Origin of the sequence: Paracoccus sulfuroxidans (assembly GCF_007830335.1) — a bacterium.
Lineage (GTDB): Bacteria > Pseudomonadota > Alphaproteobacteria > Rhodobacterales > Rhodobacteraceae > Paracoccus > Paracoccus sulfuroxidans.
The window spans coordinates 78,667-101,575 of record NZ_VLKU01000012.1; the positions used below are offsets into that span (position 1 = coordinate 78,667).

Annotated in this window: 20 protein-coding genes and 1 tRNA gene; 13 read left to right on the plus strand and 8 right to left on the minus strand. The window is 65.3% G+C overall.

Features of this window, described 5'->3' with window-relative positions:
• The first annotated feature begins 90 nt into the window (after positions 1-90).
• A complete protein-coding gene (locus tag IQ24_RS16975; protein ID WP_145399481.1) occupies positions 91-2,421 on the plus strand; it encodes a transglycosylase domain-containing protein in 2,331 nt (776 codons plus the stop codon).
• 54 nt (positions 2,422-2,475) lie between these two features.
• On the opposite strand, the gene IQ24_RS16980 is transcribed toward IQ24_RS16975, so the two are convergent.
• Positions 2,476-3,075 carry an MlaC/ttg2D family ABC transporter substrate-binding protein gene (locus IQ24_RS16980; protein ID WP_145399511.1) on the minus strand — a complete coding sequence of 200 codons (600 nt, stop codon included), beginning with the start codon at positions 3,073-3,075 and terminating at the stop codon, positions 2,476-2,478.
• Entirely contained in the window at positions 3,065-3,703 is a 639-nt protein-coding gene (locus tag IQ24_RS16985; RefSeq protein WP_242008287.1) for an MlaA family lipoprotein, read from the minus strand. The genes IQ24_RS16980 and IQ24_RS16985 overlap by 11 nt, the downstream gene beginning before the upstream one ends.
• Before the next feature lie 247 nt (positions 3,704-3,950).
• Here IQ24_RS16985 and IQ24_RS16990 point away from each other — a divergent pair, with 247 nt between their 5' ends.
• Positions 3,951-5,690 carry a type I secretion system permease/ATPase gene (locus IQ24_RS16990; protein ID WP_145399482.1) on the plus strand — a complete coding sequence of 580 codons (1,740 nt, stop codon included), beginning with the start codon at positions 3,951-3,953 and terminating at the stop codon, positions 5,688-5,690.
• Positions 5,687-7,114: an HlyD family type I secretion periplasmic adaptor subunit gene (locus tag IQ24_RS16995; protein WP_145399483.1), complete on the plus strand. Its 1,428-nt coding sequence runs from the start codon at positions 5,687-5,689 to the stop codon at positions 7,112-7,114. Before IQ24_RS16990 ends, IQ24_RS16995 begins: the two co-directional genes overlap by 4 nt.
• A gap of 115 nt (positions 7,115-7,229) precedes the next feature.
• Here IQ24_RS16995 and argF read toward each other — a convergent pair whose 3' ends face one another.
• The gene (gene argF / locus IQ24_RS17000; protein ID WP_145399484.1) at positions 7,230-8,156 is read right to left on the minus strand and encodes an ornithine carbamoyltransferase; all 927 of its coding nucleotides are present in this window, start codon (positions 8,154-8,156) and stop codon (positions 7,230-7,232) included.
• A 219-nt stretch (positions 8,157-8,375) separates the two neighbouring features.
• Positions 8,376-9,551 (minus strand): aspartate aminotransferase family protein, encoded by a 1,176-nt coding sequence (locus IQ24_RS17005; RefSeq protein ID WP_145399485.1) that lies wholly within the window; start codon positions 9,549-9,551, stop codon positions 8,376-8,378.
• 245 nt (positions 9,552-9,796) lie between these two features.
• Here IQ24_RS17005 and IQ24_RS17010 point away from each other — a divergent pair, with 245 nt between their 5' ends.
• Entirely contained in the window at positions 9,797-10,447 is a 651-nt protein-coding gene (locus IQ24_RS17010) for a glutathione S-transferase family protein (protein WP_145399486.1), read from the plus strand.
• On the opposite strand, the gene IQ24_RS17015 is transcribed toward IQ24_RS17010, so the two are convergent.
• The gene (locus IQ24_RS17015; protein ID WP_242008289.1) at positions 10,419-11,240 is read right to left on the minus strand and encodes an ABC transporter permease; all 822 of its coding nucleotides are present in this window, start codon (positions 11,238-11,240) and stop codon (positions 10,419-10,421) included. The two genes, IQ24_RS17010 and IQ24_RS17015, sit on opposite strands and share 29 nt — an antisense overlap.
• A 131-nt stretch (positions 11,241-11,371) precedes the next feature.
• Between IQ24_RS17015 and IQ24_RS17020 the strand changes: the two genes are divergently transcribed.
• The 8 genes from IQ24_RS17020 to lpxK all read left to right on the plus strand — a co-directional run bounded on the left by IQ24_RS17020 (position 11,372) and on the right by lpxK (position 19,459).
• Positions 11,372-11,971 carry a GcrA family cell cycle regulator gene (locus IQ24_RS17020; protein WP_145399487.1) on the plus strand — a complete coding sequence of 200 codons (600 nt, stop codon included), beginning with the start codon at positions 11,372-11,374 and terminating at the stop codon, positions 11,969-11,971.
• Positions 11,972-11,980: 9 nt separating this feature from the next.
• Positions 11,981-12,403: an NUDIX hydrolase gene (locus tag IQ24_RS17025; protein WP_145399488.1), complete on the plus strand. Its 423-nt coding sequence runs from the start codon at positions 11,981-11,983 to the stop codon at positions 12,401-12,403.
• Between the two features lie 75 nt (positions 12,404-12,478).
• Entirely contained in the window at positions 12,479-14,197 is a 1,719-nt protein-coding gene (gene metG, locus IQ24_RS17030; RefSeq protein WP_145399489.1) for a methionine--tRNA ligase, read from the plus strand.
• 202 nt (positions 14,198-14,399) lie between these two features.
• Positions 14,400-16,481, plus strand: a complete 2,082-nt coding sequence (locus IQ24_RS17035; RefSeq protein ID WP_242008291.1) for a TonB-dependent receptor plug domain-containing protein — start codon at positions 14,400-14,402, stop codon at positions 16,479-16,481.
• A 107-nt stretch (positions 16,482-16,588) separates the two neighbouring features.
• A tRNA-Leu gene (locus IQ24_RS17040) sits at positions 16,589-16,674 on the plus strand.
• Positions 16,675-16,987: 313 nt separating this feature from the next.
• A complete protein-coding gene (locus IQ24_RS17045) occupies positions 16,988-17,233 on the plus strand; it encodes a DUF4170 domain-containing protein (protein WP_145399490.1) in 246 nt (81 codons plus the stop codon).
• A 7-nt stretch (positions 17,234-17,240) separates the two neighbouring features.
• Positions 17,241-18,470 carry a 3-deoxy-D-manno-octulosonic acid transferase gene (locus IQ24_RS17050; RefSeq protein WP_145399491.1) on the plus strand — a complete coding sequence of 410 codons (1,230 nt, stop codon included), beginning with the start codon at positions 17,241-17,243 and terminating at the stop codon, positions 18,468-18,470.
• Positions 18,467-19,459: a tetraacyldisaccharide 4'-kinase gene (gene lpxK / locus IQ24_RS17055; RefSeq protein WP_145399492.1), complete on the plus strand. Its 993-nt coding sequence runs from the start codon at positions 18,467-18,469 to the stop codon at positions 19,457-19,459. The genes IQ24_RS17050 and lpxK overlap by 4 nt, the downstream gene beginning before the upstream one ends.
• Positions 19,460-19,462: 3 nt before the next feature.
• Here the strand turns inward: lpxK and IQ24_RS17060 are convergent, their stop codons facing one another.
• The 3 genes from IQ24_RS17060 to IQ24_RS17070 are packed head-to-tail and all read right to left on the minus strand — an operon-like array spanning position 19,463 to position 21,787.
• Complete coding sequence (locus IQ24_RS17060) at positions 19,463-20,575, minus strand: CaiB/BaiF CoA transferase family protein (protein WP_145399493.1); 1,113 nt, start codon at positions 20,573-20,575, stop codon at positions 19,463-19,465.
• A gap of 4 nt (positions 20,576-20,579) precedes the next feature.
• Positions 20,580-21,236 carry a DsbA family protein gene (locus IQ24_RS17065; RefSeq protein WP_145399494.1) on the minus strand — a complete coding sequence of 219 codons (657 nt, stop codon included), beginning with the start codon at positions 21,234-21,236 and terminating at the stop codon, positions 20,580-20,582.
• On the minus strand, positions 21,233-21,787 hold the full coding sequence (locus tag IQ24_RS17070) for a DUF721 domain-containing protein (protein WP_242008293.1): 555 nt from the start codon (positions 21,785-21,787) through the stop codon (positions 21,233-21,235). The genes IQ24_RS17065 and IQ24_RS17070 overlap by 4 nt, the downstream gene beginning before the upstream one ends.
• Before the next feature lie 63 nt (positions 21,788-21,850).
• Here IQ24_RS17070 and IQ24_RS17075 point away from each other — a divergent pair, with 63 nt between their 5' ends.
• Positions 21,851-22,906: an A/G-specific adenine glycosylase gene (locus tag IQ24_RS17075; protein ID WP_242008295.1), complete on the plus strand. Its 1,056-nt coding sequence runs from the start codon at positions 21,851-21,853 to the stop codon at positions 22,904-22,906.
• Positions 22,907-22,909: the final 3 nt, after the last annotated feature.

The window sequence follows — 22,909 nt, forward strand, 5'->3', positions numbered from 1 at the left end:
CTGATAGGTCATCGCGGTTCTCAACAGCCCTGCATTCATGTATGTTCCGCCGCATCAGGTCGGAAAAACCGGCTGGGCAGGAACGCAGGCATGAAGAAAACCACCGGCCGGGGCCGTATTGTTGCCGACAAGCGCAACTTTCAGGAACCCCCGAAAAAACAGCAGAATCAGCAGCCCCCGCGGAGGCCGCGCAAACCGCGCCAGCCGCGTCGCGGCAATTTCGTGACCTTCGGAATCGCGGGATTCGTGGCGCTGATCTGGCGGATCATCTGGGGCTCGTTCTGGCGGCTGGGTGCAACGCTGGTGCTGATCGTCGGTGCGGCAACGCTGTATTTCTATTCGACCCTGCCCGAGGCGTCGGCGCTGTTTGACGGCCGCGCGCGCGGCTCGGTCACGATGCTCGACAACGAAAACCGCGTCTATGCCTGGCGCGGCGAGACCTTCGGCATGGTCAGCTCCGACAAGATCGCCCCGGTCCTGAAGGACGCCGTAGTCGCGACCGAGGACAAGCGTTTCTACCAGCACATCGGCGTCGACCCGCGCGGCATCGCCAGCGCCGTCAGCATCAACATGGCCGCCGGGCGCGGCCCGCTGGAAGGCAACGGCGGCTCGACCATCACCCAGCAGGTCGCGAAACTGCTGTGCCTGGGCGAGACCTACGACCCGATTCGCTGGAAATCCGAAGCCGAATACGAGGCCGAGTGCCGCAAATCCTCGATCTGGCGGAAGATCAAGGAAGTCCCCTATGCGATGGCGATGGAGGCGAAATACTCGAAGGCCGACATCCTCAACATCTACATGAACCGCTCGTATCTGGGCGCAGGTGCGCGCGGCTTCGAGGCGGCGTCACAGCGCTATTTCGACAAATCGGCCGCCGACGTAACCGCTTCGGAAGCGGCGATGCTGGCGGGCCTGCTGAAGGCGCCCAGCTATTTCGCCCCCACCTCGAACCTGCAGCGGGCGCAGGACCGCGCCAGCGTGATTCTGGGGCTGATGAACGAACAGGGCTATCTGGACGACGCCCAGCTTGCCGACGCGAAGGCCCATCCGGCGGCGCTGTCGCGAGCGGCGGCGGCGCGTGCCGGTGGCTATTTCGCCGATTGGGTCATGGAATCGGGCCCGGGCTTCCTGACCTCGGAAACGACCGAGGACGTGACCATCACCACCACCTTCGACCAGCGCATCCAGCGCGCCGCCGAACGCGCGCTGAAGCGGGTGTTCGACGAAAAGCTGTCCGATGGCTCGAAAGTGCAGGCGGCGGTCGTCGTCATGTCACCCGATGGCGCGGTCCGCGCGATGATCGGCGGGCGCGACAACACCGTCAGCGGCACCTTCAACCGCGCCACGCAGGCCAAGCGCCAGACCGGCTCCAGCTTCAAGCCCTTCGTCTATGCGGCGGCGCTCGACATGGGATACGGCCCGAATGACATGGTGCTGGACGCGCCGCTGACGATCAACGTGCGCGGCTCGGGGCCTTGGTCGCCGCAGAACTACACCCGCCGCTATCTGGGTGAGGTGACGCTGGTGCGCGCGCTCTCGCAATCGCTGAACACCGCGACGATCCGACTGCAAGAGATCGTGGGCCGCGACGCCGTGCGCCGCGTGGCGCAGGATTTCGGATTTGCCCATAACCTCGCCTCGGGTCCGTCGCTGGGTCTGGGCGTGTCGGAATCGACGCTGCTGGAGATGACCGGCGCCTATGCGGGCATCCGCAATGGCGGCACCGCCGTGCGCCCCTATGGTCTGGTCGAGTTGCGGATCAAGGGCGACGACCAGCCGCTGATCGGTCAGGCTGGCGGGATGAGCCAGCGGGTGATCTCGCAAAAAGCCGCAGGAGAGCTGATCGGCATGATGCAGCAGGTCATCGACCGCGGCACGGGTGGACGGGCGAAGCTGGCCGGGCGTCCGGCAGCGGGCAAGACCGGCACCACCTCCAGCTATCGCGATGCCTGGTTCATCGGCTTCACCGGCCAATATGTGACCGGCGTCTGGATGGGTTATGACGACAACACGCCCCTGAAAGGCGTGACCGGCGGCGGACTTCCGGCCGAAATCTGGCAGGCCGTGATGACCGAGATCCACGAGGGTCTGCCGGTCGAGCCGCTGGGCACCTTCGACTTCGATTCCTCCAGCGCCGTCCCGAATGTCGTAAGCTCGGGTGAGACCGATCCGCTGGCCGCCGCACTGTCCGAGGCGCTTGGCCAGCCCGGTCAGGCCTCCCCCTCGGGTGGGCGCGTGCTGCCCGATCCGGGTGTGCAGGGCGTCGATGGCGCGCCGCCGCAATTCCCCGGCCAGACCGTCACCAGCGAGGGCGCGTTCGAGGTCACGCCCGCCGATCCCCCCGCAGATACGGGCGAGCTTCCGCCCGACGATCCCCTGCTGCAGGCGCTGCAGGGCATCAGCGGCGTCTATCAGGAATGACAAAAGGCCGGTCCCTCGGGACCGGCCTTTTCCGTTCGCGGTGCAAGGGAGGCTTCAGCCAGCCTGCGTCAGATCCTGCGTCAGCGCGTCGATGTCGCCATTGCGGCGGGCCAGCATCGCGCCGATCTCGGCCCGTTCCGAGGCCAGCATGTTCACGCCCTCGATGATGATGTTGAAATACTTGCTTTGCCCCGATTTGTCCGAGACATGCCATTCGACCTCCATCGGGCTGCGGCCGTTCAGATGCGCGACCGAGGTGACCGCGAAGAAGGATTTGACCTGACGCGCGCCCGTCACCTCGATGCGCGAGCCGATGAATTCACGGAAGCGCTTGCCATATTTGCGCCCGATATAGCCCTGAAACGCCTGTTGATAGGCGGCAAGCTGCGCGGCCGAGGCCTGACGCGCCGCCGGACCCAGGGCCGAGCGTGCGATGACCGGCACATCGGCATAGCGCGCGAAGATCGCCTCGAAATTGCGGTACATCTGCGCGGGCGGTTGGCCCGAGTTGATGACCTGATAGACCTCGTCCAGCGAGGTCTGGATCAGCGCCCGGGCCTGATCTGTGTTCAGCGCCTGCGCGGAAGGGGCGGTCGCCACCAGCACGGCAGCGCCCATCATGGCCAGAAAGCCGCGGCGGGTCTCATTCGGCATAAGGGTCAATCTCGTCTCCTTCTTCGCCCAGTTCATGGCGGCGATGCTGCAGATAGATCAGCCGCGTCTGCACATAGCTATCCGCACTCTCATGCAGAATGGAATCAACGGAATCCCCGAACCGGCCCCGTTCACCGGCTTTTGACACAACGCGAGCGCCCAATCCGATCAACCGCTCATCGCTGTTGAGCCGGTAGCTCAGCGGATTGGTGAACAGATCAACGACGCGCCCTGCGGCATCACGCTCGGTCGAGGGGCCGATCAGTGGCAGTTCCAGATAGGCGCCCTCGGGGACGCCCCAGACGGCCAGCGTCTCGCCAAAATCGGTGTCCTCCTCGGGCAGGGCGAAATCCGCGCCTGCCGGATCGAAGAAGCCCGCGACGCCCAGCGTGCTGTTGACCAGAAAACGGAAGGTGTTCTTCACCGCAGGCACCGGACGGCCCTGCAGAAGATGGTTCACCACCTTGCCCGGCAGCGACAGGTTCCCACCGAAATTGCCGACCAGCTCGACCGCTTTTCCGCCTGCGCTTGGCCCGCCCTTGCTTTCGCCTGCGGACATGCCGCGCGTCACAGGCCGCAGCAGATTCGCATCAAGACCCCGGTTGAAGGCATGAACCCGCCGGTTCATCGGCTCATAGGGGTCGTTGATTCCGTCGCTGTTTCTGCCCGATGAGCAACCAGTCGCCGCTGTCAGGGCCAGGAAAAGAAGACCGGGGATCAGGATACGCAAACTCTTCCTAACTTTCTGCGCGTATAACCAACACCAGTGACAGCGAATCAATCGCCACCTTGAGGCTGTTGCCTGCGCTGCGGATGGGATAAGGGCAGGTCGTACGCCGGGCAACCCCGGCCGCGCATGACAGGAAGGGATCGGCATGGCGGCACCCATACGTCACGACGGAAAACGCGAGCTTTCATCAGCGCGCAGCATGGCGTTGCCGCTTCTGGTCTTCGTCGGCATTTTCTCTTTCGCCGTGAACCTGCTGATGCTGACCGGCCCGCTGTTCATGATGCAGGTCTATGACCGTGTCCTTGCCAGCCGCTCGGTCGAGACGCTGACGGCGCTTTTCGTGCTCGTCGTGTTCCTCTTTGCCCTGATGGGCCTGATCGACGCGGCGCGCACCCGCGTCATGTCCCGCATCGCCGCGCGTTTTCAGGAAAAGCTTGAAGGCCGGGTGTTCACTGCCGCGCTTCAGGACGGCTCGGCCAGCGGCTCGGACGCGGTCGTGCGGGGCGGCATGCGCGATCTCGAGGCCGTGCAAAGGCTGATCTCCTCGCCGGTGATGATGGCCCTGTTTGACCTGCCCTGGGCGCCCTTTTTCCTCGCCGCCGTCTATATCTTCCATTTCTGGCTGGGTGTCGTCGCCACGGTCGGCCTGCTGGTGCTGGTGATCGCCACGCTGCTCAACCAATGGCTCAGCCGCGAGGCCCTGCAAGAGGCGGCCATCGCCTCGCAAACGGCCGAGCGGATGTCGGACCTCTACCGCGAAGAGGGTGAGCTGATCGGCTCGCTTGGCATGCGCAACGCCGCCTTCCGCCGCTGGCAAAGCGCGCGCGATCAGGCGACCGAGGCGACCATGCGCAGCGCCGACCGCGCCAGCTCATTCACCGTGTTTTCCCGCACCTTCCGACTGTTTTTGCAAAGCGCCCTGCTGGCGGCGGGCGCTTGGCTCGTGCTGAAGCAAGAGGTGACTCCGGGTGCGATGATCGCCTCATCGATCCTGATGGGCCGCGCGTTGGCCCCGATCGAACAGGTCGTGGGCGGCTGGTCGATGGTCCAGCGCTCGCTGGATGGCTGGAAGCGACTGTCAGCCCTGCTGTCGCGCCGTCCGCCGACCGAAAAGCGCACCCCCCTGCCCCGCCCTCCTGCCCAGCTTGAGGTGCGCCAGCTTTCAATCGTGCCCCCGGGCCAGGGGCCCGCCACGCTGCGCGGCGTCAGCTTCGATCTGTCGCCCGGCCAGGCGCTTGGCGTCATCGGCCCCTCGGGCGCGGGAAAATCGACGCTGGCGCGTGCACTGATCGGCGCGTGGCCGATTGCCGCAGGCTCGATCCGGCTGGGCGGTGCGACGCTCGACCAATATGATCCGGACGTGCTGGGCAGCCTGATCGGCTATCTGCCCCAGCAGGTCACGCTGTTCGACGGCACCATTGCCGAAAACATCGCCCGGCTTTCGGCCCATCCCGATCCGCAGCGCATCGTCGAGGCCGCCACCGCCGCCGCCGCGCATCGCATGATTCTGGACCTGCCGAACGGCTATGACACGCTGGTCACCCAGACGGGCGGGCGCCTGTCGGGCGGGCAGATCCAGCGGATCGGGCTGGCCCGCGCGCTTTACGCCGAGCCGGTGCTGTTCGTTCTGGATGAACCGAACTCGAACCTCGACAATGAGGGCTCGAACGCGCTGAATCTGGCCATCCGCAACATCAAAGCACGCGGCGGGGCCGTCATCATCATGGCCCACCGCCCGGCCGCGATCTCGGAATGTGAACAGCTGCTGGTCCTTGACCAGGGCACGCGCCGGGCCTTCGGTCCAAGGGATGAGGTCCTGAAATCCATGGTGAAAAACGCCGAACAGATCACCAAAAGCCAGGGACAGGCCGGAGGCGTGACATGAGCGAACGCGCTGAAACCGGCCGCGCGCCGGTCGAGAAAATTCCCGTCGATGGCGATGCCGGGCGCGACATGCCGCGCTTCCGCGCGCGCCGCACCGATCCCCCGCCGACCGAGCCGCCACCTCCGCCCAAACGGCCCGAATGGTCGGCGCGCAAGCCGATCATTCTGGGGCTTCTGGGCCTGCTTTTGCTGTTCGGGGGCTTCGGCCTTTGGGCCTGGACCGCGAAGATTGCTGGGGCCGTCGTCGCCTCGGGTCAGGTCGAGGTCGAACAGCGCCGTCAGGTCGTCCAGCATCCGGACGGCGGCGTTGTCTCGGAAATCCTGACCAAGGATGGCGAATCCGTCACCACCGGGCAGCCGCTGATCCGTCTGGACGGCACCCTGCTGAATACCGAACTCGCCATCGTCGAGGGCCAGTATTTCGAGATTCTGGCCCGCCGTGGCCGGCTTGAAGCGGAACGCGCCGATCTGAGCGAACTGACCTTCCCCGAAGAGCTGGTCGAGTTTTCGACCAAACGCCCGGACGTCAAATCGATGATGGACGGGCAGATGAGCCTGTTCACCGCGCGCCTTGATACGCTGAAGCAGTCGCTAGGTCAGCTCGACAAGCAGGCCGAGCAGGTCGAATCGCAGATCGAGGGGGTTCAGGCGCAGACGCTGGCCCTGAACCAGCAGCGCACCTTCATCGAGCAGGAATTGCGCGACCAGCGCTCGCTGCTGGAAAAAGGTCTGGCGCAGGCCCCGCGCGTCCTTGCGCTGGAACGCGAGGCGGCGCGTCTGGACGGCCAGATCGGCGAGGTCACCGCCATGCGCGCCCGCGCGCAGACTCAGCTGGCCGAGATCGAGCTGAACAAGCTGGAACGCAGCGCCACCCGCCGCGAGGAGGCCGAGACCGAATTGCGCGATCTGGGCTATCGCGAGCTGGAGCTGGCCGAACGCCGCCGGGCCCTGACCGAACAGGTCTCCCGGCTGGAGATTCGCGCGCCGGTTTCGGGTGTCGTGCAGGAATTGCAGGTGACGACGCCCCGCTCGGTGATCCGTCCGGCTGATCCGATCCTCTATATCATCCCGCAGGATCGTCCGCTGGTCGTCGGCGCCAAGGTCGCGACGATCAACGTCGACGAGATCCATCCGGGTCAGGAGGTCGTGCTGCGCTTCGCCTCATTCTCGTCGCGGACCACGCCCGAGATCGACGGCATCCTGACGCGGGTCTCGCCCGACACGCTGATCGATCAGGCGACGCATATCCCCTACTACCGGGCCGAAGTCTCAATCCCGCCCGAGCAGATTGCCAAGCTGAAGGGGCTGGAGCTGGTGCCCGGCATGCCGGTCGAGGTCTATATCCAGACCGGAGAGCGCAGCCCGCTGGCCTATCTGCTCAAGCCCCTGACGGATTACTTTACCCGCGCCTTCCGCGAGGATTGAACGCAACGCGCGCCAAGGCTGGACCATTGGCGCGCGTCGGAGATTCAAGGCGGAAGACAGTTTCACCGCCAAAGGCAGGCGGAGCCGGGATTGGCCCGGCCCCGCAAGCGCAGGGTCAAAGACCTAGGCACCAGCGCATGACCGCCTTTTGCGCATGCAGCCGGTTTTCGGCCTCGTCAAAGATCACCGAATTCGGGCCGTCCATGACCGCGCTGGTAACCTCATCATCGCGATGCGCGGGCAGACAGTGCATGAACAGCGCGTCGGGTTTGGCATGGGCCATCAGCGCCTCATTGACCTGATAGCCGCGCAGCTGGTTGTGCCGCCGTTCGCGCGCCGATTGCGGATCATGCATCGAGACCCAGGTGTCGGTCACCACCAGATCGGCACCCTCAACGGCCTTTGCCGGATCGCGTTCTATCACCGCCTGCACGCCTTGGGCGCGCGCGAATTCCAGCGCCTCACGCTCGGGGTCCAGCGTCTGCGGGCCGGTGAAGGTGAAATCGAAACCGAACTGCCCGGCCCCATGGATCAGGCTGGCGCAGACGTTGTTGCCGTCACCCGACCAGACCACCTTGCGCCCGGCGATAGGGCCGCGATGCTCTTCATAGGTCAGGACATCGGCCATGATCTGACAGGGGTGGGTGCGGTTCGTCAGCCCGTTGATCACCGGGACCGAGGCGTATTCAGCCATCTCCTGAAGAGTCGCCTCTTCGAAGGTACGGATCATGATCAGGTCGACATAGCGCGACAACACGCGGGCGGTATCGGCGATGGTTTCGCCATGACCCAGCTGCATTTCCTTGCCCGACAGCACCATCGTCTGGCCGCCCATCTGGCGCACGCCAAGGTCGAAGCTCACGCGGGTCCGGGTCGAGGGCTTTTCAAAGATCAGCGCAACCATGCGGTTCTTCAGCGGATGGTCCTGATCCGGCGTGGCTTTCGGCTGGCCCGCACGGGCCTCTTTCATCTGGCGCGCATTGTCGATCATGCCACGCAGCGCAGCCTTGTCGGTGGTGTGGATGTCGAGGAAATGGTTCATTTGTCAGCTTCTTCTGGTGCGATTTTGCAAGCAAGCAGGCTTGCCGGGGGAAGGTCAAGGGCTGGCGCTGCGGCCTGCCGGAAGGAATGACGTCTTTCCCCTCATCGGTGACGCGTCAGCACGCGCACCAAGGTCGTGTGGCTGGCCGCTTTCGCGCAGGCCAGCCGTTGCTGGCCGGCCCGAGAGAACGGGCCAGCCGAAGTTCCGGGATGGAACCGATTACTGGCCATCGATCCGGCTGGCAGCCCGGTCAAGCCGTGCCACCGCCTCGGTGATTTCATCGTCCGAGATGTTCAGCGGCGGCAGCAGGCGCAGCGTGCTGTCAGCGGCGGGCACGGTCAGCAGATGCTCGGCATAGCCTGCCTTCACCACATCGGCGGGCGCGACATGGGTCCGAAGACCCAGCATCAGGCCCTGCCCCCGGACGCTTTCGTAGACCTCGGGATGGGCTGCCACCAACGCTTCCAGCTTCTGGCGGAAAAGGCCCGCCTTGCGGTTCACCTCGGCCAGGAACTCCGGCGTGGCGATGATCTCCATCACCTTCGCGCCGACCGCGCAGGCCAGCGGGTTGCCGCCATAGGTCGAGCCATGCGAGCCCGCGACCATGCCACTGGCGGCCTTTTCCGTCGCCAGCACCGCGCCCAGCGGGAAGCCTCCGCCGATGCCCTTGGCGACCATCATGATATCGGGGCGAATGCCCGACCATTCATGCGCGAACAGGCGTCCGGTCCGGCCCATGCCCGCCTGCACCTCATCCAGCACCAGCAGCGCGCCGGTCTGGTCGCAAAGCTGGCGGATCAGGCGCATGTCGTCATCCGAAAGCGGGCGGATGCCGCCTTCGCCCTGGATCGGCTCCAGCATGACAGCCGCGGTCCGGTCCGAGATCGCGGCCTTCAGCGCCTCCATATCGCCCCAGGGCAGTTGCCGGAAACCGGGCATCAGCGGGCCGAAGCCCTTCACCATCTTTTCGGACCCGGAAGCGGCGATCGCCCCGGTCGAGCGGCCGTGGAACGCGCCTTCGAAGGTCAGGATCTCGATCCGGTCGGGATCACCCGCCTCGGCCCAGAATTTGCGCACCATCTTGATCGACAGCTCGGCCGCCTCGGTGCCCGAGTTGGTGATGAAGACGGTATCCGCGAAAGTATGTTCGACCAGAAGCGAGGCCAGCCGTTCCTGCTGCGGGATCTGGTAGAGGTTCGACACATGCCAGATCTTGCCCGCCTGATCGGTCAACGCCTCGACCAGTTGCGGGTTGGCGTGGCCAAGGGCATTCACCGCAATCCCGGCCCCAAGGTCGAGATATCGGGTGCCGTCCGCCGTGATGGCCCAGGCCCCCTCGCCTTTTTCAAAGGCAAGATCGGCGCGATTATAGGTCGGCAGGACATGCGGAATCATGGGAAAGTCCTCTTGCAGGGAAGTACCGCGTCAGTGCGGCATCGACAATTTGCGAAGGCAGGCGAGATCGGACGTTGAGATTCAACGTCGGGGACGGGCAATGCGGGCAACGGTCCATACGATCATGGCGGAATGACTAGCGCGGAAATTTCATTCGCGCAATCTGCAAAAAATCAGGATGAACAGGCTGTGACGCGGGCGATATTCAGAACCCGTTCGGGCGCGCGGCATGCTAGGTTCCCGCCATGTCGATTATTGTTCATGGCTATCGCTACAGCGTCTATTCCCGGGTCCTGCGCATGGTGCTGGTCGCCAAGGGGCTGGAGGCCGAGTGGGTCGAGACCGACCCTTTCGGGCCCATGCCGGGCTCTTACACCAAGCTGCACCCCTTTGGCCGCGTGCCCGTGCTGGAGCACGGCGATTTCATCATCTATGAGACCGCGGCGATCTGCCGCTATCTGGATGAGGGGTTCGAGGGCCCGTCCCTGCAGCCCGGCGGCTATACGCGGCGGGCGCGAATGACGCAGATCATCTCGATCATCGACAATTACGGCTATCAGCCGATGGTCCGGCAGGTCTATGCCAAGGCGGTCTTCGCGCCCGCAAAGGGTGAACCGATCCAGGATTGGCAGGTGCAGGCGGGGCTGGAGGCCAGCCACAAGGTCCTAACCGCACTGGAGCCGCTGATCGTGCCGCAATCGGCCACCGAGATCAGTCTGGCCGATCTGCATCTGGCGGCCATGGTCGACGCCTTCGTCGCAGCACCCGAGGGCGCGCGCATGCTGGCCGGGTTCCCGCGCCTCAGCCGCTGGTGGGACATCATGCGCGACAGCGATCCGGTGACGAAGACCCGCGATTCGCTGCTGGTCAGGGTTTCATACGATAACCTGTCCTGATCCAGTACCAGGCCAGCCCCAGCACCGCCAGAACCACCGCGCTGCAGACCAGAAGCGCGCGCAGGGGCGGCGCGTCCGACACTCCGGCAATGCCGTAGCGCGCGCCGTCGATCAGATAGAAGATCGGGTTCCAGTGGGCGAGGGTGCGGAACGGCTCGGGCAGGGCCTGCACCGAATAGAAGGTGCCCGACAGGAACGACAGCGGCGTCACGACAAAGTTCGTAATGACCGCCATCTGGTCGAATTTCTGCGCAACGATCCCGGCCAGAAGCCCAAGGCCGCCCATCAGCAGCGCGCCCAACACGACGAAGGCCAGCGCCCACAGCGGATGCTGGATGCCCTGCCCCAGCACCAGCGCCATGCCCGCCGCGATGACCGAGGCGACGATCAGCGCCCGGACCAGCGCGCCGGTCAGATAGCCCGTCAGGATCTCGCCCGCCGAAAGCGGCGGCATCAGCGTGTCGACGATATTGCCCTGCATCTTGGCCGAAATGAGGCTGGATGAGGTATTGGCGAATGCGTTCTGGATGACGGTCATCATCAGGATGCCCGGCCCCAGAAAGGCCAGCAGCGGCAGGCCCATGACCTCGCCCCGGTTCTGGCCAAGCGCCAGCGCGAAGACGACAAGGAACAGCCCCGCCGTCATCAGCGGTGCAAAGATCGTCTGCTGCCAGACCGACATGAAGCGCATGATCTCGCGCCGGGCCAGCGTCGCCAGCCCCAGCCAGTTGACGCGGCCAAAGCGACGGACGCCCATTTCGCGGATCGGTGGGGGTGATACGCTGCGATGCATCGCGGCTCCTTGAATTCTTGGCTCTGTGGCGCTATTTCACACCATCCCGGTTTAGAACCGGTATCTTCGGAATTGAAGCTTGAAGCAAATGGGTGCCGGGAAGACAACATCCCGGGCAGGAAAGGCAAGTCATGTCCTGGACGGATGAGCGCGTCGAGACGCTGAAACGGATGTGGGCCGAAGGTCAGTCGGCCAGCCAGATCGCCAAGGAATTGGGCGGCGTGACGCGCAACGCGGTCATCGGCAAGGTCCATCGTCTGGGCCTGTCGAATCGCACCGAGGAAGCCCCGGCCGAGGCACCTGCCGCCGCGCCGGAAGCTGCTGCCCCCGCCGCGCCCGAGGCGAAACCCGCGCCCGCCCCCAAACCCGAGCCTGCCGCCGCTGCCGCACCCGAGCCGCGCGCCGAGGCCGAGGCACCGCGCGAACAGCCGGTCACGCCCGCCTTCAACCGCCGCACCATCGTGCCCGCAGGCCAGCCCCTGCCGCCGCAGCCTTCCGCCAATGAGATCAGCCCCGAGGCGCTGGCCTCGGTCCGCGAGGTCGAAAAGCGCGCCCGCAAGCTCAGCCTGATGGAACTGACCGAGCGGACCTGCAAATGGCCGATCGGCGACCCGGCGACGGACAAGTTCTGGTTCTGCGGCCTGCCCTCGGTGGCCGGAAAACCCTATTGCGAGGCGCATGTCGGCGTGGCCTTCCAGCCGATGAGCGCACGGCGCGACCGCCGCCGCTGATCCGGCCCGATGTCCGGATTTCCCCGACTTGCCGCGCTGGCCGTCCTGATCAAGGGCGGCCGCGTGCTTTTGGTGCAGCGCAAGAACCCTCCGGATGCGGGCCTTTGGGGCTTCCCCGGTGGCCATGTCGAACCCGGAGAGACGGCGCTTGACGCCGCCACCCGCGAACTGGCCGAGGAAACCGGCGTGATCGCGGCGCCCCTCGCCTATCTGGACAATATCGACGTGATCCTGCGCGACCCTGACGGCCGGCTGCGCTTTCACTTTCTGCTGGCGGCGGTGCTTTGCGACCATATCTCGGGCGATCCAGTGGCCGCCGATGATGCGCTGGCCGCCGACTGGATCACGGTCGAGGACGTTCTGGCCCGGCACCTGCCGCTCAGCGCCAGCGTGCCCGAGCTTTTGTCGAAGGCGCTGGCTCGCCTCAGCTAGCCGCGTGCAAGGCGGCGCTGGTCATCGCGCCCGTCGCCCGGTAAACAACCCCGGTAAACCTGACAGGACCAAGCCATGGCGCGCCATCTCATCACCTCGGCGATTCCCTATATCAACGGGATCAAGCATCTGGGCAACCTGGTCGGCAGCCAGCTTCCGGCCGATCTTTACGCCCGCTATCTGCGTGATCGCGGACATGAGGTGATGTTCATCTGCGCCACCGACGAACACGGCACTCCTGCCGAGCTGGCCGCCAAGAAGGCGAACCAGCCGGTCGCGGTCTTCTGCGCCGAGATGCATGAGGTGCAGGCCGACATCGCCCGCCGCTTTGGCCTGTCGTTTGATCATTTCGGCCGCTCCTCCAGCGAGCGCAACCATGTGCTGACCCAGCATTTCGCCGGCAAGCTGGACGAAAACGGCCATATCCGCGAGGTCGAAGAGCGTCAGGTCTATTCCATCGATGACGGCCGCTTCCTGCCCGACCGCTATATCGAGGGCACCTGCCCCAACTGCGGCTATGACAAGGCGCGCGGCGATCAGTGCGAAAACTGCACCAAGCAGCTGGACCCGACCGATCTGATCAATCCGCGCTCGGCGATCTCGGGATCGACGAACCTTGAGGTCCGCGCGACGAAGCACCTGTATCTGAAACAGCGCGCCATGCGCGACCAGATCGAGACCTGGATCGACGGCAAGAAGGACTGGCCGATCCTGACGACCTCGATTGCCAAGAAATGGTTGAATGACGGCGACGGGCTACAGGATCGCGGCATCACCCGCGATCTGGACTGGGGCATTCCGGTTAAGAAGGGCGACCAGCCCTGGCCGGGGATGGAGGGCAAGGTCTTCTACGTCTGGTTCGACGCCCCCATCGAATATATCGCCGCGACCGCCGAGGGCACCGACGCCAAGGGCGAGCCTGACAGCCAATGGCGCCGCTGGTGGCGTCTGGACGAGGGCGCCGAGGACGTCACCTACACCCAGTTCATGGGCAAGGATAACGTGCCTTTCCATACGCTGAGCTTCCCCGCCACGATCATCGGCTCGGGCGAGCCGTGGAAGCTGGTCGATTATATCAAATCGTTCAACTACTTGACCTATGACGGCGGCCAATTCTCGACCAGCCAGGGTCGCGGCGTCTTCATGGATCAGGCGCTTTCGATCCTGCCCGCCGATTACTGGCGCTGGTGGCTGCTGAGCCATGCGCCGGAATCCGGCGACAGCGAGTTCACCTGGGACAATTTCCAGCAATCGGTGAACAAGGATCTGGCCGATGTACTGGGCAATTTCGTCAGCCGCATCACCAAATTCTGCCGCTCGAAATTCGGCGAGGTGGTGCCCGAGGGCGGCAGCTATGGTCCCGAAGAGCAGGCGCTGATCGACGCAATCTCGGCGCGCGTCCGTGCCTATGAGGGCTTCATGGACGGCATGGAGGTGCGCAAATCCGCCGCCGAATTGCGCGCGATCTGGGTTCTGGGTAATGAATATCTGCAGTCGGCCGCGCCCTGGTCGACCTTCAAGACCGATCCGGAAAAGGCCGCGATGCAGGTGCGTCTGGGCCTGAACCTGATCCGGCTTTACGCCGTGCTGTCCTCGCCCTTCATCCCCTTCGCGGCGCAGACCATGCTGGAGGCGATGGGCACGACCGACGGCAGCTGGCCCGATGATCTGACGAAGGCGCTGGAGGCCCTGCCCGCCGGGCATGCCTTCACCACGCCCGAGGTGCTGTTCGCCAAGATCTCGGACGAGCAGCGCGACGAATGGCAGGAACGCTTCCAGGGCATCCGCAGCTGACGCGATCCGCAGTCAAGACGCAGGGCCGGGCAGGTTTGCCCGGCCTGTTACATTTTGGCGACAGGCCATCGCAGCAAATTTGCATCATCGCATTGTTTTTCAAAATTCCATGAGCTAACAGGTGACTGATTCACTCAGGTAACCGAACGCGCTCTCTCTCGGCGGTCCCAGGCAAATCACGGATCGACGATGGAGAAACACGATGCCCGACCTTTCGTGCGCCCTGTGGCAGCGCGCTCATTCGCCCCGGACCAGCAAAGCCATTCTGCTTGGCCTGACCGCTCTGATCGCCCCGATGGCAGCCCATGCGCAAGAGACGGACGGAACCGTCACCGAGCTTGAAACGGTCGTCATCGTGACCTCGGCTTCCGGGGTCGCCACCTCAATTCAGGACGCCCCGGCTTCCATCACCGTGATCGGTCAGGAACAGATCCAGGCCTCTGGCGCGCGTGACCTGAAGGATGTGCTGCGCACCGTGCCCGGCCTGAACCTGACGCGCGGCAATGACGGCAATGCCAACGTGTCCTTCCGCGGACTTTCCTCCAGCCGGACGCTGACGCTGGTCGACGGCAAGCGCATCAGCTCTCGCAACACCTTTGCCCGCCACTATCAGGGCGATCTGGGGGTTGTGCCGATGGATGCCATCGAGCGGATCGAGGTCGTGCGCGGCCCGATGTCGACGCTTTACGGATCGGACGCGATGGGCGGCGTCATCAACATCATCACCAAGAAGAATTCCGACGTCTGGTCGGGCTCGGTGACCACTGATTTCGGCATTGCCGATCAGAACACCACCGCCGACAGCCGCTCGATCTCGGCCTATGTGTCGGGTCCGCTGGGCCAGAACCTCAGCATGTCGGCCTGGGGCAAGCTGTCCGAACTGGACGCGCCCGAGTCGCCCTATGGCTATAGCGAGGGGCGCGGCGGCGTGCTGACCCCGCTTTACGCCTCGAACGGGATCAAGACCCGCACGCTTGGCACCCGCCTGACCTGGACCCCGCAGCAGGGCCAGGAATGGGGTGCCGAGATTCAGGCGGCCGAGGACACCTATCTGGCCGAAGACGGCGGCCATGACGAAAACGAGGTCCGCAAGCTGAGCTTTGGTGTGACCAATGAATGGACCATCGGCGAGGGCAATCTGTCCAGCTACCTGCGTCACGAGGCCAGCGAGAACAAAAGCTGGAACACCACCGACGAGGCGTGGAACGATTCCATCGACTATGACACCACCACGCTGGAAAGCCGCTATACCTCGCAGACGCGCGTGGGGGGCCGCGCCCTCGATTATACGATCGGCGGCCTGATCATGCGTGAAAAGCTGAAGGATCCGAACACCACGCCTGGTTCGCTGATCGAAGGCTCGGCCAATACTGCCGCCCTCTATGCCGAGGGCCGCTGGCAGGCGACCGATGCGCTCAGCATCACCGGCGGGCTGCGCTTTGACCATCACGAAGACTTCGGCAACCACGTCACCCCGCGCCTTTACGCCAACTATGACTTTGGCAACGGGCTGATGATGAAGGCCGGCTATTCGCAGGCGTTCGTCGCCCCCGACCTGCGCAACCTGAACCCGAACTATGAAATGGGTTCGCGTGGCAATGGCTGCAAACCCTATCAGGGCCCCTGCACGATCATCGGCAACCCCAACCTGAAGCCCGAGACCTCGGACAACTTCGAGGTTGGCCTGAACTATCAGGGCGAACGCACCAGCTGGGAAATCACCGCCTTCTACAATGATGTCGATGACATGATCAGCGCCCGCCGCATCCGCGAGGCGACCGCCACCGAAAGTGCCCTGTTCCAGCGCGACAACTTTGACTACGGCAAGACCGCAGGCATCGAATTCGGTCGGACCCATGATCTGAACGACGATCTGACCTGGACCACCTCGGGCACCTATATCGCCAAATCCGAGTTCAAATACGGCGATTTCGACACCGCCTATCCGATGGCCACCACGCCGAAATGGAACGTGACCACCGGGCTGGACTGGCGCGCCTATGACAAGCTGACGCTGTCGGGCAACGTCAATTATATCGGCAAGCAGGCGGGCTATGTGGTCGAGGACGATCTGACCGTCGGCAATGGTGAGCAGGCATCGGTCCCGGCGGGCCAGAACAGCAAGGCCTATTATCTGGTCAATGTCGCGGCGGCCTATGACCTGACCGATACCGCGCGCCTGAACGTCGGCATCGACAACCTGTTCAACGAACAGCCCGAAAGCACCGTCGATTACCGTGAAAACGGCCGCCTGTTCAAACTGGGCATCACCACCACCTTCTGATCCCTCGCGATCGGCGATATCGGGGCCGTCCATTCAGGGCGGCCCCGTCACATTTCGGGGGCGCTTTCGCTTGCCAATTTCCTTGCTCACGGCTAGCCAATAACGACGCGGGCGTGGCGGAATGGTAGACGCATGGGACTTAAAATCCCTGGGGCGCAAGCCCGTGCGGGTTCGAGTCCCGCGGCCCGTACCACTGACGAAGAATTCAAACGCCTCTGGCCGATCTGCGCCCTGCCCGAAAAGGCCGCTGTCGCAGGCCGGAATGGCAACCGGCCTGCGATTTTACAGAAAGCGTCGGGACCCGCACGTCCGGGCCGTCCCCTGCGCCTGCGTTCCTCACCACCACGCTTGGTTCGCGGCGCGTGCGGCTTTCTGGCAGCCGGTCATGGGTACAGGCTGACCGGACGTCGCGCAAACCTCAAAAGCCCGCCCTTTTAGGCAATTGCTCTTGGTTCCGGGCCTCCGCTCGGATAGGTTCCGCGCAAATTCCTGAAGGAGAGAACAGGATGGCGCAGCGCCTGCATCTGGTTTTCGGCGGAGAGCTTATCGACCCTTCGCGCACCGAGTTCCGCGACACCGACAAGATCCACGTCGTCGGCGTGTTTCCCGACTATGCCTCGGCCTATGCCGCCTGGAAGGCCGAGGCGCAGCGCACGGTCGACAGCGCCCATACGCGCTATTTCATCGCGCATCTGCATCGCCTGCGCGACGAGGAACGCGAGATCAGCCCGACCGAACTGCTGGGGAACTGATCCCCAGATGAGTCAGGCTCCGGCAAGCAGCCTGGCGCTTCGGCTGCATCTGTGGCGGCGGGCGGTGCTGGCCGTCGACCGGCAGGACAGCATCCCCATCCCCGATGGGGACGGTCCGCTGGTGCATATCCACATGTCGGAGAAGACCGAGCATCCGCCCGCGATCCAGCAACTGGTGGCGGCGATGCTCGCGCGCAACCCGGATCTGCGCTTTCTGGTCACCGGCGGGGCGATCCCGATGGACGCCTTCCCCGATCCTTCGGTGGTCGTGACCCTGCCCGTGCCGCGCGATCCCGCGACGGTGCGGCAGATGGTGCAGGCGCTGGCCCCCCGCATCCTGATGATCCTCGGGGACCAGCTTCCCGCCGCGCTGATCGCAGGCGTGACCGAAGCAGGCATTCCCGTCATCCTGGCCGAGGCGCGGCTGGTCGCCTATACCCGCCGCAGCTCATGGCGCGGCGCGATCAACCGGGGGCTGATATCGCGCATTTCCCGCATTCTCGTCCCGGATCAAAGCGCCGCTGGTGCCGCGATGCAGTTGGGCGCCGCCCCCGCGCAGATCGAGACGACCGGCCCCATCGTCGAAACCATCCCGCCCCTGCCCGCCAATGAGGCCGAGCGTCGCGCGCTTGCCCAGATCCTGCGCGCGCGCCATATCTGGCTGGCCGCCGCCCCCACCATGCCCGAGGTCACTGCCGTCCTGCTCGCGCATCAATCGACCCTGCATCACAACCACCGCGCCCTGCTGATCATTGCGGGCCTGCCGCCCGAGCTGGTCCCCGAGGTCCAGAAGGAATGCGAGCGTCTGGGGCTCGCCTCGATCCTGCGGACCGAGGATCATGACCCCGAGGATGACGACCACGTCCTGATCGCCGAGGACAGCTATGAGATGGGCCTTTGGTACCGGCTGGCCCCGGTCTGCTTCATGGGCGGCACCCTGATGCGGGGCGAGGGCCTTGAGCCGCGCCATCCGTTCGAACCTGCGGCCTTGGGCTCGGCCATCATCCACGGCCCGATCCCCGGGCCTCATGCGGCGGAATGGAACCAGCTTGGCAGCGCCGAGGCCGCACGGCTGATCGCCGATCAGGACGCGCTGACGAAGGCCGTCGATGATCTGACCGCGCCGGATCAGGCGGCAACCCTCGCCCGCAACGCCTGGGCGATCAGCACCGGCGGCGCGGCCGTGTTGCGCACCATCGCCGACCGGGTTCTGAACAGGATGGAGGGCAAGGCATGAGCCGACGTGCGCCTCGCTTCTGGTTTGCACCGCCCGGCGTAGCCGCGCGGCTGCTATCACCCCTGGGCGCGCTTTACGCCGGGGCCACCGCCCGCAGGCTGGCGCGCGGCGCGCGCGCGCGCGTGGGCGTTCCCGTCATCTGCGTGGGCAACCTGAACGCGGGCGGGACCGGCAAGACGCCGACCGTCATCATGCTGGCCCAGATGCTGACGGCCAAAGGCGTGAATGTGCAGATCGTCTCGCGCGGCTATGGCGGCAGTGAAAAGGGCCCGCTGCGGGTCGAAGAGATGCGCCACACCGCCGAAGCCGTCGGCGACGAGCCGCTGCTGATGGCGGCCTTCGCTCCGGTCTGGGTCGCTGATGACCGCGTGGAGGGCGCGAAGGCCGCTGCTGCCGATGGCGCGCAGGTGATCCTGCTGGATGACGGCTTTCAGGACCCTTCGCTGCACCACGACCTGTCGCTGGTCGTCGTCGACGCCGCACGCGGATTCGGCAACGGGCTGTGCCTGCCCGCCGGTCCCCTGCGCGAGCCGGTGGGCAAAGGGCTGGCGCGGGCCGATCTGGTGCTCTCTATCGGCGACGCCTCGGCGCAACGGCAATTCGCGGATTGCTGGGGCGCGGCCCTGTTGCAGCCGCATCTGACCGGCGCGCTGAAGCCCTTGCAGACGGGAATGGATTGGCAGGGGCAGCGCGTCCTGGCCTTTGCAGGCATCGGCCATCCGCAGAAATTCTTCGCCACGCTGCGCGATCTGGGGGCCGAGGTCGTCCGGGCCGAGGCGTTGGAGGACCATCAGGCCTTCACCCCCGCCCTGCTGACCCGGCTGGAGGCCGAGGCGCGACTGACCGGCACCCAGCTGGTCACGACCGAAAAGGACGCGGCCCGCCTGCCCCGGCGTTTCCGGCACAAGGTGCTGGCCCTGCCCGTCAGGCTGGAGCTGAATGACCCCGCCCCGCTGCTGGAAAAACTGCGGGGCCTGGGTCTGTCTTAAGGCTCAGTCGTCCTGCCCCAGCGCGGGCGAGGCACGATCCAGCGCCAGCTTCGCCTCCGAGAAGGTTATCGGCAGGCGCACGCCCGGCACGCCCTGCGGGTCGATCCGCATACCGCGCGCCACGATCTGCGGATCAGCGAAGACATCCGCCATATCGTTGATCGGCCCGGCGGGAACGCCCTGCGTCTCAAGCGCGGCCAGCAGGTCATCGCGCTTCCACGTCACCGTCACGGCGGCCAGAGCGGCGGTCAGCCCCTCTCGATTGGCGATCCGGTCGGCATTGGTCAGGTATTGCGGCGCATCGGCCAGCGCGGGCAGCCCAAGGACCGCACAAAGCCGCCGGTATTGCGCATCATTCCCGGTCGCAATGATGATCCAGCCATCGGCGCAGTCAAATACCGCATAGGGCACCAGATTGGGATGCGCATTGCCAAGCCGCGTGGGCGCGTTCTCGGTCGCGAGATAGTTCATCGCCTGATTGGCCATGACCGCCGTCGCCACGTCGAACAAGGCCATGTCGACATGCTGGCCCCGGCCCGTCTGCTGACGCTGGTTCAGCGCGGCCAAGATACCCACGGCGGAATAGATGCCGGTGAAGACATCGACCACGGCAACGCCAACCTTCTGCGGCTGACCCGAGGGCTCTCCGGTGACGCTCATCAGCCCGGACATGCCCTGAATGATGTAGTCATACCCCGCGCGATGCGCATAGGGGCCGGTCTGGCCGAACCCCGTGACGCTGCAATAGACCAGCCCCGGGTTCAGCACCGAGAGGCTGGCGTAATCCAGCCCGTATTTCGCCAGCCCGCCGACCTTGAAATTCTCGATCAGCACATCCGCGTCCTTGACCAGATCGCGGACCTTCTGTTGCCCCTCGGGCGTGCGGAAATCGGCGATGACCGATTTCTTGCCGCGGTTCGTGGCGTGGAAATAGGCGGCGGTCCGTTCGCCCTCACGCTCGATGAACGGGGGCCCCCAGCGGCGCGTGTCATCGCCTTCCGGAGCCTCGACCTTGGTCACCTCGGCGCCCAGATCAGCCAGAATCTGGCCGGCCCAGGGGCCAGCCAGAATACGTGCAAGTTCGACGACCTTCAGGCCGGCAAGTGGCGCGCTCATATCCTTACTGAGCGGCCGCGATCTTGGCGTCGATGGCCGCCTTCAGGCCATCCCACGGCTGGTTCTGGACCTTGTCGCCGCCGATGATGAAGGTGGGCGTACCCTCGATGCCGTCGCCGGTGGCGTTCTTCTGGAAGGTGGCGACAAGGTCGGCAACCTTCTGCTGGTCGTTCCAGCAGGCGTCCATCTGCTCGGCGCTCATCCCGACCTTGCTGCCGATCTTGCGCAGGTTCGCGGCGATTTCCTCGCCCGTCTTGGCCGAGAGCCAGGTCTTCTGTTCGTCGAAGATCATGTCCGAGACGGCATAATATTTGTCATCGCCGCCGCAGCGCGCGAGGATACCGGCCCAAAGACCCACCGCGTCGAAATAGACGTCGCGCTGGATGAACTTGACCTTGCCGGTGTCGATGTACTCCGCCTTCAGCTTGGGGAAGTTTTCCTCGTGGAAGGCCTGGCAATGGCTGCAGGTGAAGCTGGCATATTCGATCACCGTGACCGGCGCATTCTCATCGCCCAGCACGATGTCGGGCAGGATCTTGCCTTCGGGCATCTGCTCTTCGGTGGTCTGCGCCTCTTGCGCCAGAACCGGCGCGACCGAGGTCACGCTAAGCGCGGCCGCAGCAGCGACGGCAGCAAGAAGAGAGCGGCGTTTCAAAGTCATGAGTTGGCCTTTCGGTCGGATGCGTCCCGGCGGGACAGGGTGTTCAAGGCAAGCTGCCGGATCGCGGCGGCAAGGGCGGAATCGGGGAAACCGGCGGCCAGCTGCTCGGCCCGGGCCTGACAGGCGGGGTCGGGGGCGGCGGGCTTGCGCGCGGGGGCTGCGGTAAACTGGGCCTGCCCTTCGGCAAAGCCCACGGGCGCCGTCTGCGTCAGCACGATGCGAGAGACCGCGTTGAACCCATAGCAGGCGTTGACCTTTTCGCGGATGCGCGGCAATTGCATCTCGATCAGGGGGGCGCGGGCACCGGGCACCAGCAGGGTCAGCGTTGCGCCGAAGCTTTTGCCGTGGCTGATCTTGACGGGGCGGGAATGGGCGGCAATCTCGGGGCCGACCACCTCGGCCCAATGGGTCAGAAGGCGCGCCACCGCAAAGCCCCGGGTCTCGCCCACCGCGCGGATCGGGTTGGCGACAAGGCTGGCTGCGGCCTCGAAGCCACGCATTCTGCGGCGGTTGGGATGATTGGGTTTCGGCTGGGCCATCGTGCTGCGCATGATTAATCTGGTCGGCAGTCTGTACCGGCGCGCGTCCGGTTACCAGTGTGAAGAGGCTGAAAATTGCGTGACAGGGAAGTGATCGCGAAGGATCTGCTGGAATGGTACGACCGCCATGCCCGCACCCTTCCGTGGCGGGTGCCGCCGGGGGGCGGGACGGCCGATCCCTATCGCGTCTGGCTGTCCGAGGTGATGCTGCAACAGACCACCGTCGCGGCCGTGAAAGGCTATTTCCTGCGCTTCACCGCGCTTTGGCCAAGGGTCGAGGATCTGGCCGGTGCCGAGGATGCCGAGGTGATGGCCGAATGGGCGGGTCTGGGCTATTACGCCCGCGCCCGCAACCTGCTGGCCTGCGCCCGCGCCGTCACCGCGCGCGGAGGCTTCCCCGACACGCTGGAGGGGCTGGCCGCGCTGCCGGGCATCGGCCCCTATACCTCGGCCGCCATTGCCGCCATCGCCTTTGACCGCGCCGAAACCGTGGTCGATGGCAATGTTGAGCGCGTGATCTCACGCCTTTTTGCCATCGAGACGCCCCTGCCCGCCTCTCGCCCCCAGATCCGGGCGCTGGCGCAGTCGGTCACGCCCGCCACCCGTCCCGGCGATTTCGCGCAGGCGATGATGGATCTGGGCGCGACCATCTGCACGCCCCGCAGCCCCGCCTGCGCGATCTGCCCGCTGAACGCCCCCTGCAAGGCGCGCACCCTTGGGCTGGCGGCGGATCTGCCGCGCAAGGCCCCGAAAAAGCCCAAGCCCCAGCGTCAGGGCAAGGTCTGGATCGGCCTCTCGCAAGGTCGCATCCTGCTGGAGACGCGGCCCGCCAAGGGGCTTCTGGGCGGGACGCTGGCCTTCCCCTCGACCGGGTGGGACGGTTCGGACCAGCCGCCGCCTGCCGCCGCCGACTGGCAAGAGATCGGCACGGCCCAGCATGTCTTCACCCATTTCTCGCTGGAGCTGCGGGTGCTGCTGGGCAGGCTCGACAGCAACCCTCAGCGCGGAGAGCTGGTGCCGCTGGCCGGATTTTCGCCGAATGCCCTGCCGGGGCTGATGCGCAAGGCATGGGCCATTGCATCGGATGCAACGGCGGGGCTTAGTGACCTCCACGAAAACCGTCAGGCATAGGAC